The sequence below is a fragment of the Cohaesibacter celericrescens genome (assembly GCF_002866925.1).
GTDB lineage: Bacteria > Pseudomonadota > Alphaproteobacteria > Rhizobiales > Cohaesibacteraceae > Cohaesibacter > Cohaesibacter celericrescens.
This window is the reverse complement of record NZ_PKUQ01000033.1, coordinates 1-10,770: the sequence shown is the minus strand read 5'-3', so window position 1 is coordinate 10,770 and position 10,770 is coordinate 1. Positions and strand designations below refer to the sequence as shown.

Genomic DNA, 10,770 nt, shown 5'->3' with positions numbered 1-10,770 from the left:
CAACAAACAACTTGGCAATACCAAAATTCGTTCTTGAATAACAGCCATGTAGCGCTCCATCGTGCCGCACCCTAATATAAAGGCTTCGTCCAACCCAGTGGTAACAGCATGCAATGAGCTTTGGCTTAACGCAGATGGTAATTATTTTCTGAATGTGTAATCCCCGCCTCCTTAGCAATAGATGCTCCCATCTGACGCCAATGCACTTAAGCGAACAATCTGGCAGATCCGTCACAGTGAAGCAGACCTGCGACCTGATCGATCTTTAATTGGGCAAATGATCTTGTCCCTCGCATAGATCAGGAGAACATAGGCCCTCAACGACAATATCAAAACAACGCGTCAGATATTCGATGCGGTTTTGCTCGCCTGGCCAGTTCGGGTCTGTCGAGGATTTCTGTGACGTCGCACCAAAGACGATGTCCATCAGCATGCTCGCTGCAGTTTCCACATTGACGCTTCGAATCCGCCCGAGACTTTGTTGCCGGCTCAGCCACTCACAAAGAATGGCTCTGGAATGATCTGGCCCATGCTTGATTAAGATTGGCAAAAGCTCGGGATATTGTCGGCTTTCCTCGATAAACATCTTCATCAGAGCCGAACGCTGCTGATCTGCCTGCGGCTCCAGTTCAAGTTGGAAAATCTTGATCAGGGCATCCCGAATAGGCAATGCATCATAGTCACCGGGCATAGCAACCATGCTTTGGCGATGCCGCGCGACCACCGCGCCAAAAAGACCTTTTTTGTTGGGAAACAAATGATAGACGGTGCGAAGAGACACCCGCGCTGCCTTCGCAACATCCCCCATCGTTGTGCGCCTGTAACCATGCTTGAGAAAAAGTGGCCAAGCAGCTTTGGTTATGACTGTCTTTTGGACCTCATCGTCAAGCTTTTTGGGGCGCCCCCTGCTACTCAATTTAACCGCAGAAACACTGGTTTTTTCGTCTTCGTCGCAAGGCTGATGTTTCATAGTGTTTCTACATTACAATTGATTACAAAAAGCTCGTTTACAAGAATTTTTAATAAAGGTAACACAAGTTACCGTAAATAGACAAAACTCACTATTTTGTCCTATTTGGCTAAAAAATGCAGACAATCAAACTTCAGGACAGTCCATGAAATTGTTTCCGAGTATCATCATCGTTCTTTTGTTTCCCCTCTTGGTTGCCTGTAGTCAGGAAAGTGAGCAACCGGCAATGCGACGGCCAAATATGAAAACGGAAGTCGGCTATGTTTCCCTTAAAGCCCAAACCGTTCCGCAAACCGTTGAGCTGAGGGGTCGCGTTGTTGCCTATGCAACGGCCGAAGTTCGGCCACAAGTTGCCGGAATTGTCCGCAAAATTACTTTCACCGAAGGCAGACGTGTGGAAAAAGGCGACAGCCTTTATGAAATTGATGATGCAAAATTCAGAGCCGCCTATGCAGCTGCAGAAGCGTCATTGAAAAAAGCACAAGCCACAACAATTGGCTCTCAATCGTCCTATAATCGTTATCTCAAATTGTCCAAGGACAATGCGATTAGCCAGCAGGATCTTGATGACGCCAATACCGATCTGCTGCAAGCCCGCGCCTCCGAGGAAGCGGCCAAGGCAGATCTTGAAGCAGCAGGGATTGATCTGGACAATGCCACAATCAAGGCACCAATCAGTGGAATGATTGGTGTCTCTGATGTCAGCGTGGGTGCGTTGGTCACGGAAAACCAGACAGATGCCATGACCACGATACGCCAGATCAATCCCGTGCATGTGGACCTTGCCGATACCAGCACCAACATGCTGCGGATGCGCGATCAAATAAACACCGGCCAGCTTGATCGGGATCACGATCAGCCGATGAAGGTCACTCTTTTGCTGGAGAATGGCAAGAACTACGACAAGAACGGCCAGATTTCCCTCGCCGAGATGGTCGTCAACACCTCAACCGGCACCTTCACCCTGCGCGCCACCCTCCCCAACCCCGATCTGGTTCTGATTCCGGGCATGTTTGTGACTGCCACCGTTGATATCGGTACCATGCCCACTGCCTATTTGGTCCCGCAGAGGGCCCTGACACGCAATGATGATGGCAAAGCAACCATCTATGTCGTTTCCCAGGACAGCAAATCCGAAATACGCACCGTCACAACCAGCGGCATGATGGGCAACAGCTGGATTGTATCGCAGGGCGTCAAAGAGGGTGACAGGCTGATTGTTGATGGCTTCCAGAAAATATCCGACGGCAGTGAGGTGATCCCTGTTGCCGTGGTTATTGATGAAGATGGCGTCGTCAAACTGGCCCAATCTTCGGGTGCGGCTTCAGACGTGGCTTTGGACAAGGGAAGCAAATAATGAACATGTCCTTCCCACGCAACGCCGTTGCCAGCTTCTTCATTGCCAGACCGGTTTTTGCCATTGTGCTTGCCATCAGCACCATGCTGGCCGGCATCATGGGTATCTATTCCCTGTCGATCGCACAATATCCGGACATCGCACCGGTGACGATCCGTGTCTCGGCCAGCTATACCGGCGCTACAGCCGAAGCGGTCGAAAACTCGGTTACCAAAAAGATCGAAAGTGCCATGACCGGCTTTAACGATCTGCTCTATATGGAATCAACGTCAAGCACCGGTTCTGCTTCGCTCACATTGACCTTTTCCAACGATGTTGACCCTGAAATCGCGCAAGTTCAGGTGCAAAACAAACTGTCTTCGGTTGAATCGCAGTTGCCTGACGCTGTGCAGAATGCCGGTGTTCGCGTTAACCGCTCCCCATCCGGTATTTTGATGATCGGCAATATCGTTTCCAGCGACGGTCGATATTCTTCGGACGAGCTGTCCGACATCATGTCCAGTCAGGTTGAAGATCGCATCGAGCGTCTCGACGGCGTCGGGTCTGTCCAGTCTTTTGGCGCTGGTTATGCCATACGCATCTGGCTTGATCCCGCCGCCATGGAAAAATACCAGCTGACACCTTCAGATGTGACCAGCGCCATCAGCGGCCAGAATGTGCAGGTCGCTGCCGGATCAATCGGTGCCTCCCCCGTGATCAAAGGCCAGCAGCTTAAAGCCTCCATTATCGTGCGCAAACAAATGTCCACGGTAGATCAGTTCAAACGCATCACACTCAAGACTGCCTCCGACGGTGCAATTGTCCGCCTCATTGATGTGGCGCGCGTCGAGATCGGTCTTGAAAGCTACGGCCAGAGCACGACCTATAATGGCATGCCTTCCGCCGGTTTTGGTGTTCAGCTGGCGTCCGGCGCCAATGCGATCACCACCGCCCAGCTTGTGCATTCCGAGCTCGACAGTCTCAAAAACTCACTGCCCCAAGGCGTGGAGGTTGCCTATTCCTATGAAACGACCCCCTTCGTTGAACTCTCGATCGAAAAAGTAATCCATACCCTGATCGAAGCCATTGCACTGGTCTTTTTGGTGTTATTGCTTTTCCTGCAAAATTTCCGCGCCACCCTGATTCCGATGATCGCCGTGCCCGTCGTGCTGATGGGGACCTTTGGCGTTCTCGCCGCCCTTGGTTATTCGATCAATATGCTCACCATGTTTGCCATGGTGCTGGCGATTGGCCTGTTGGTGGATGATGCGATTGTTGTGGTCGAAAATGTCGAGCGCATTATGCGCGACGAAAAACTCCCGCCGCGGGAGGCGACAGAAAAGTCGATGGGCGAAATCACCAGTGCGCTGATCGGTATTGCTCTGGTTTTGACCGCCGTATTCATTCCCATGGCTTTCTTCTCCGGTTCGGTTGGTGTCATCTACCGGCAATTCTCGGTGACGATCGCCAGCGCCATGATCCTTTCGGTTCTGGTTGCCGTCATCCTGACCCCTGCCCTCTGTGCGATATTGCTCAAACCGACCCATGGCGGTCTAATAACGCGCCTGTTTGGCTGGTTTGATCGGGGTTTTGAGCGGCTAACAGGTGGCTATGCGCAAATAGTGGCCAAACTCGTGGTGCGCCCCTTACGCATGTTCGCGGTCTTCGCGGCCATGCTGTTCGCGGCCTACCAACTTTATGCAAACCTGCCGACGTCGTTTTTCCCCAATGAGGACCAAGGCGTTCTGATGACGCAGATCACTCTGCCCGATGGCGCCAATGCCGCCCGAACGCAGGCTGTGATTGACACCGTCGAGGCGTATTTCCTCACTCAGGAAAAGGACGCTGTGCAGAGTGTCTTCATGACCCTCGGCTTTGGTTTTGGTGGCAGCGGTGAAAATCAGGCCATGGCGTTTGTTCGATTGAAAGATTTTGACCTGCGCGAAGATGACAGCCTGTCGGCCTCCGCCGTGATTGCACGCGCATCGGCCAATTTCAGCAAAATTCGCGACGCCGAAGTATTTGTTCTGGCGCCCCCTGCCATTCAGGGCCTTGGCCAGACAAACGGCTTTTCCATGTATCTCGAAGATACCGCCAACAACGGCCGCACTGCGCTGCGGGCGACAGGCAACATGCTTGCCGACAGCGCCCAGGGCAATGCACTGGTCTCCAACATTCGCGGCAATACCCGCACACTGGAAGCCCAGCTCAGCATCCATATCGATGAGGAAAAAGCCGCAGCACTGGGCGTTGATGTCAGCGATATCGACAGTCTGATCAACACCGCCTTTTCGGGCACAAACGTCAATGACTTTGTCTATAAAGGCGAGATCAAGCCGGTCTATGTGCAGGCCGATGCCCCTTACCGGATGCAACCCGATGACATCAATCTCTGGTCGGTGAAAAACAGCACTGGCGATATGGTGCCCTTCTCCGCATTTGCCACAACTGAATGGGTTCAGGGCTCGCCCTCGCTTGCACGCTTCAACGGCACAGCAGCGATTTCGATCAACGGCTCTGCTGCCTCGGGCGCAAGCTCGGGCGACGCAATGGACGAGGCAGCAAAACTGGTTGCCGACCTTGATGGTGGCTACAGCTCGTCATGGTCAGGGCTTTCCTATCAAGAACGCCTTGCGGGCTCTCAGGAGACCTTGCTCTATGCGGTTTCGCTGGTTGTTGTTTTCCTTTGCCTTGCCGCGCTGTATGAGAGCTGGTCCATCCCCTTCTCGGTCATTTTGGCTGTTCCGGTTGGTGTATTCGGAGCGCTTTTGTTCGCTTGGGCCTTTGATCAGTCCAACGACGTCTATTTCAAGGTGGGCCTGCTCACGACCATCGGTCTGACGGCAAAGAACGCAATCCTGATTGTCGAATTTGCGCGGGATTTGATGGCACAAGGCAAAAATGCCGTGGATGCCATTACTCATGCGGCCCGGTTACGCCTGCGCCCCATTGTGATGACGTCCCTTGCCTTTATCCTTGGCGTTTTGCCTCTGGCACGTGCAACCGGAGCTGGGTCTGCGGCGCAAAATGCTATTGGTCTGGGTGTTATGGGCGGCATGATATCGGCCACGCTTTTCGGGGTTTTCTTCGTGCCGTTTTTATTCACCACCATTGCCAAAATGACTGGGGCCAAAATAACAGGGACTGGAATGACAGAACAGGCGAACCAGCTGGCACCAACCGATGGCACCTCAATCGCTCAAACGACCGAAATTGATGTTTAACGCGTTCAAGACCAGTGGGGACCTCTCAATGGCAAATAGAAATAATATGATGCAATCAAATGTTTTTCACTCTCAAACGGGCATGGGTTCGACGCGGCCAAGGCAATCGAAACCCATAAAGGCAGCATTTGTGCTCATCACCATGTCTCTGCTGGTGGGGTGCGCTGTCGGACCCGATTATCAGTCTCCCTCCATAGAGCTGCCGTCAGTCTGGTCAGGTGCCAAAAAGGCAAGCAAATCAGAAACACCCGCTCTTGCTGACTGGTGGGCCCAACTCAATGATCCCCTGCTCAACGAGCTGATCGAGGAAGCTGTCGAGGGCAATTTTGATGTAGCAACATCAAAGGCCAAGATCAGGGAAGCGCGTGCGAGCTATCGGCAGGCTGGCGGCGAGCTTCTCCCCACCGCAGACGGATCAGCATCGGCGACACGCGCCAAATCGAACAACAACTTCTCCAATACATTCAAGGCCGGTTTTGACGCCAGCTGGGAAGTCGATCTGTTCGGCGCCAACAAAAGCGCCAAGGACGCAGCCCGCTATGGTCTGGACGCGGCCCGTGAAGAGCTGAGATCAACCCTTCTCACCCTGATCGGCGACGTTGCCTCCAACTATGTCACCGCGCGCGGCTATCAGGCCCGCCTGTCTCTGGCCTATCGCACCGTGAAATCTCAAAAAGAAACCGCCACTCTGACCGACACCAAATTCAAGGCTGGGGCCAGTTCCGGTGTCGACGTTGAGAATGCCGCAGGGCAAGCAGCCAATACCGCCGCCAACATTCCCGATCTTGTGACGGCCTATTCCGAGGCTGTACACAGGATTTCGGTATTGACTGGTAAACAGCCGTCAGCGCTGCAAGCCCGATTAAAAAAAACCAAACGGATTCCCCGTCCCAAACTGTCACAAAAAACCGGAATTCCGGCCGATATTCTTATCAATCGCCCCGATGTGCGTCTCGCCGAACGCCAATATGCACAATATACCGCAAAGGTGGCGACTGCCGAAGCCAACCGCTATCCTAGCGTCAGCCTGACGGGCAACATTGCGTCCTCAGCCGCCCAACTTGGTGATTTGGGTAAAAGCTCATCCATCAGTTGGAGTTTTGGCCCGAGCCTTAGCGTTCCGCTCTTTAACGCCGGTAAATTGAAAGCCGCAGCAGAGGTTGCTCAGGCGCAACGCGATCAATATTTCATCGGCTACAAGTCTGCTGTGCTAACAGCGCTTGAAGATGTCGAAAACGCAATCGTGGCGCTCACTCAGGAACGCAAAAAGAACAGCACCCTGTCTGTGTCCACCAAACATTACAGACAAGCCTACAAGCTCTCCAGTGAGCTTTATAAATCCGGCTCTTCAAGCTTCCTTGATCTTCTGGAAGCCCAGCGGTCGCTCTATTCGGCAGAAGACTCCCTGCTTCAGAGCCAAGTGGCCATTGCGACCGATTATATCGCGCTGAACAAGGCGCTGGGCGGCGGCTGGAATGGAACCATCGACAGCACAAAACCTGAAATAGTCGATGCATCCAAGGGTCCTCGTCTGGCGTCCCGCACCAAGGCACCGGTAAAAGTGGCGTTTGATAAATAGCCCTTAGAGCGATGTCCTGAAAACGCCACATGAGCGCCAAACACTATGATCGCAACAGGGCGATCTCCGAAAGTGAATTGCGGACACAATGAAAAAGAAACCTTGGCCAATAGTGACAATCGTCATGCTCATCATCATGGGCGGCTCAGCTTTTTGGCTCTGGCGGCATTTTAGCGAACCAGCCAAGGCCCCCTATACATTTGTGCAAGTCGGCTATCAGGACATCGAGGAAACTGTTCTGGCAAACGGCTCCTTGCGACCGATTAAACTGGTTGCCGTCGGCGCGCAATCCTCGGGCAGGATCACCAAAATGCAGGTTCAGCTTGGTGAAAAGGTAAAAGCCGGCGACCTTATAGCGGAAATCGACTCGCTGACCCAACAAAATGCCTTGCAAACGCGTCAGGCAGCTCTGGCAAATAGTCAAGCCCAGCTGGCCGAGAAAGAAGCAACACTGGCCCTCAACGAACAGGCCCTCGCCCGCCAGAAACAATTGATCTCGAACAATGCCGCGTCCCAATCGGACTATGAAACGGCGGTCGCTGACGTCGCGGTTACCAAGGCCCAGATAAACCAGATCAAGGCCTCTGTGGACGAGGCCAAGGTTGCCATCGCCACAGCTCAGGTCGATCTGGACTATACCAATATCATTGCCCCGATTAACGGCACAGTGCTGGCCATTGTCGCCCAAGAAGGCCAGACGGTGAATTCCTCGCAATCCGCACCAACAATCGTGGTCCTTGGACAGCTGGACCGGATGACGGTGCGCACAGAAATCTCAGAAGTGGACATCACCAAAGTCAAAGTCGGTATGCCGGTTTATTTCACGGTTTTGGGAGGAGCTGACACGGTCTATCACGCTGAACTGGGGTCGATCGAGCCGGCGCCCGCCTCTATCACCAGTGACAGCGCCATTACCTCGTCGAGTTCCTCTTCATCCAGCAGCTCCTCTTCATCGGAGGCAATCTATTATTATGGCAACTTCACCGTGCCGAACGACGAAGGCAAACTCAAAACCTATATGACGGCCGAGGTGCATATCGTTCTTGGACAAGCCAACCATGCCCTTGCCATTCCCACCTCGGTGCTCGGGACGATTGACAAGAACGGGCATACCAGCGTGCGGATTATCGATGAGCAAGGCACCATATCTCCGCGCGATATCGAAATCGGCATCAATGACAAGGTGATGGCTGAAGTGCGCAAGGGCCTCAAAGAAGGCGACCAAATTGTCGCCGGAGATACAGTCGCCAAGTCAAGCACATCACAGGACGACGAAGATACGGGCCAGCCCGGTGGCCCGGGCGGGCGACCTCCCATGGGATTTTAACACCATGAGTGAACCGCTGATCCGCCTTGAAAAAATCCGCCGTGAATTCCAGTCTGGCGATACAATATTTGCGGCCTTGAAAGACATCGATCTGACGATAGAAGCTGGTGAAATGGTTGCCATCATCGGAGCGTCCGGCTCTGGCAAATCAACCTTGATGCATATTCTTGGTTGCCTTGACCGCGCCACGAGCGGCAGTTATCGCATTTCGGGAACAGAGATAGAATCCGTCTCCGGTGATGAGCTGGCTGAGCTCAGACGCGAACATTTTGGCTTTATTTTTCAGCGCTACCATCTGCTCTCTGAATTATCGGCGCTTGGCAATGTGGAGATACCTGCGGTTTACGCAGGCTCTGGGGCAACACAACGCGGTGTGCGTGCCGCCGCAATACTCGACCGGCTCGGCATTGCAGATCGGGCAGATCACCGCCCCAGCCAATTATCCGGCGGCCAGCAACAACGTGTGTCCATCGCGCGCGCCCTGATGAATGATGCCGAGGTCATTCTGGCTGATGAGCCAACCGGTGCCTTGGACAAGCACAGCGGAGAGGAAGTCCTCAGGATCCTCAAACAGCTGAATAGCGAGGGCCGTACAGTCATCATCGTCACCCATGATCCCGCCATTGCCAGCCTCGCAGAACGCATCATTGAAATCAGCGATGGTGTGATCATCTCCGATAAACGCTCAAGCGATCCGGAACGCACACGTGCAGCAAAACCAAACAACACAGCTGACCTTGCCCCCAAACAATCAGCGACAAGCCTGCTCGGTCCGCTAATGGAAGCCTTTGGCATGGCGCTTGTGTCCATGTGGGCGCATAAATTGCGCGCCTTCCTGACAATGCTGGGCATCATTATCGGTATTGCCTCTGTGGTCAGTGTCGTCGCTCTGGGACAGGGATCACAGCAACAGGTGCTGGAGAATATCTCGAGCCTTGGCACCAATTCGCTGGAGATTTTTGCGGGCAAGACCTTTGGTGATGTCAGATCCGGACGGATCACCACGCTGGTGGTCGACGATGCCACCCAGCTGGCCAAGCAACCCTATGCTCAGGCGGTGACCCCCACGGTATCCACATCCAGCACCATCCGCTTTGGCTCAACAGAAGCCAATGCGCAGGTCAATGGTGTTGGAGCACAGTATTTTGCCGCCAAGGGCCTGACCCTTTCGAAGGGGCAATTGTTCAACAGCGACAGTGTGCATGACTATAGCCAGGAAGTGGTGATCGATGAAAACACCAAAAAAAGCCTGTTTGCCGACAAAGCAATAAGCCCCATTGGCCAAACCGTTTTTGTCGGCAAAATCCCCTTGCGGGTGATTGGTCTTGTCTCGGCCGAGCAGGGCGGCTTTGGATCGAGCCAAAATCTCTCGCTCTATTTGCCCTACACCACCGTTCAGGCCCGCTTTCTGGGTGACAGCACCTTGCGCAGTATCACGATACGGGTGAAAGACGATTTTGACATGGACTATGTGCAGGAGGCTGTGACCAGCTTTCTCACCCAGCGCCACGGCACAAAAGACTTTTACATTCTGAACACCGATGACATTCGCGAGACCATCACCAGCACCACACAAACCATGACAATCCTGATCGGCTCGATTGCTGTCATCTCGCTGATTGTCGGCGGTATCGGCGTGATGAATATCATGCTGGTCTCGGTTTCCGAGCGCATCTCAGAGATTGGTGTCCGCATGGCCGTCGGGGCCCGTCAGAGTGATATTCTCAGACAGTTTCTCATCGAAGCGGTGCTGGTGTGTTTTGTCGGCGGCTTTGCGGGCATCGGTCTGGCCCTCGCCTTTGGGGCCGTCTTCAGCCTTTTCAGTCTAAGCTTCAGTCTTGTTTATTCCACCACATCGATTGTTGCAGCTGTTCTCTGTTCCAGCCTCATCGGCATAGCCTTTGGCTATCTGCCCGCGCGCAATGCCTCCCGGCTTGATCCGGTTGAAGCACTTTCGGGTGACTAGAAACGGCAGGCGCTGACCGCAATGGGGTTTTTGATCGCAATATCGGCTTTCAAAGCAACCTCATATTGCTCGTCTTTCCAATGCTCAACAACACCACGCAATCCTTCTATGTTGAGCTTGAACACTCCCGTACAGAACCCAAGCCGCGCGATCAAAAAGAGTTAATGTAAGCATGCGTAAACCCTAAGTCGTAGTTTTACCGGCTTGCTAACAAAGCGTTATCCATAAAAGGCGAAAATAACCCAACAATACAGTCTGAAACGGACATTTTGGATGCCGGCCGCATATGCATTTCAGGCGGTTGACGGGTAGTGGTGAGACAATAACGATGCGCGGCATTGCTAAGTTGTTTCCACCTTCGGTATCTT

Annotated in this window: 7 protein-coding genes; 5 read left to right on the top strand and 2 right to left on the bottom strand. The window is 53.3% G+C overall.

From position 1 onward, the window contains the following. Window positions 1–265: 265 nt before the first annotated feature. A complete protein-coding gene (locus tag C0081_RS16530) occupies window positions 266–970 on the bottom strand; it encodes a TetR/AcrR family transcriptional regulator (protein ID WP_101534962.1) in 705 nt (234 codons plus the stop codon). Window positions 971–1,115: 145 nt separating this feature from the next. Between C0081_RS16530 and C0081_RS16525 the strand changes: the two genes are divergently transcribed. The 5 genes from C0081_RS16525 (at window position 1,116) to C0081_RS16505 (ending at window position 10,402) form a co-directional block, all read left to right on the top strand. Beyond that, complete coding sequence (locus C0081_RS16525) at window positions 1,116–2,327, top strand: efflux RND transporter periplasmic adaptor subunit (protein ID WP_101534961.1); 1,212 nt, start codon at window positions 1,116–1,118, stop codon at window positions 2,325–2,327. Between the two features lie 5 nt (window positions 2,328–2,332). Next, window positions 2,333–5,530: an efflux RND transporter permease subunit gene (locus C0081_RS16520; protein WP_210200542.1), complete on the top strand. Its 3,198-nt coding sequence runs from the start codon at window positions 2,333–2,335 to the stop codon at window positions 5,528–5,530. A 28-nt stretch (window positions 5,531–5,558) separates the two neighbouring features. Next, window positions 5,559–7,109 carry an efflux transporter outer membrane subunit gene (locus C0081_RS16515; protein WP_425349491.1) on the top strand — a complete coding sequence of 517 codons (1,551 nt, stop codon included), beginning with the start codon at window positions 5,559–5,561 and terminating at the stop codon, window positions 7,107–7,109. A gap of 88 nt (window positions 7,110–7,197) precedes the next feature. Continuing rightward, a complete protein-coding gene (locus C0081_RS16510) occupies window positions 7,198–8,436 on the top strand; it encodes an efflux RND transporter periplasmic adaptor subunit (RefSeq protein WP_245417978.1) in 1,239 nt (412 codons plus the stop codon). Between the two features lie 4 nt (window positions 8,437–8,440). After that, window positions 8,441–10,402 (top strand): MacB family efflux pump subunit, encoded by a 1,962-nt coding sequence (locus C0081_RS16505; RefSeq protein WP_101534959.1) that lies wholly within the window; start codon window positions 8,441–8,443, stop codon window positions 10,400–10,402. On the opposite strand, the gene C0081_RS23705 is transcribed toward C0081_RS16505, so the two are convergent. Beyond that, entirely contained in the window at window positions 10,399–10,527 is a 129-nt protein-coding gene (locus tag C0081_RS23705; protein WP_280952884.1) for a hypothetical protein, read from the bottom strand. The genes C0081_RS16505 and C0081_RS23705 overlap by 4 nt on opposite strands. Between the last annotated feature and the right edge of the window lie 243 nt (window positions 10,528–10,770).

Bases quoted from the DNA above. Each gene is read 5' to 3' on its own strand.
- C0081_RS16530 (WP_101534962.1), bottom strand. From the start codon at position 970: ATGAAACATCAGCCTTGCGACGAAGACGAAAAAACCAGTGTTTCTGCG.
- C0081_RS16525 (WP_101534961.1), top strand. From the start codon at position 1,116: ATGAAATTGTTTCCGAGTATCATCATCGTTCTTTTGTTTCCCCTCTTG.
- C0081_RS16520 (WP_210200542.1), top strand. From the start codon at position 2,333: ATGTCCTTCCCACGCAACGCCGTTGCCAGCTTCTTCATTGCCAGACCG.
- C0081_RS16515 (WP_425349491.1), top strand. From the start codon at position 5,559: ATGGCAAATAGAAATAATATGATGCAATCAAATGTTTTTCACTCTCAA.
- C0081_RS16510 (WP_245417978.1), top strand. From the start codon at position 7,198: ATGAAAAAGAAACCTTGGCCAATAGTGACAATCGTCATGCTCATCATC.
- C0081_RS16505 (WP_101534959.1), top strand. From the start codon at position 8,441: ATGAGTGAACCGCTGATCCGCCTTGAAAAAATCCGCCGTGAATTCCAG.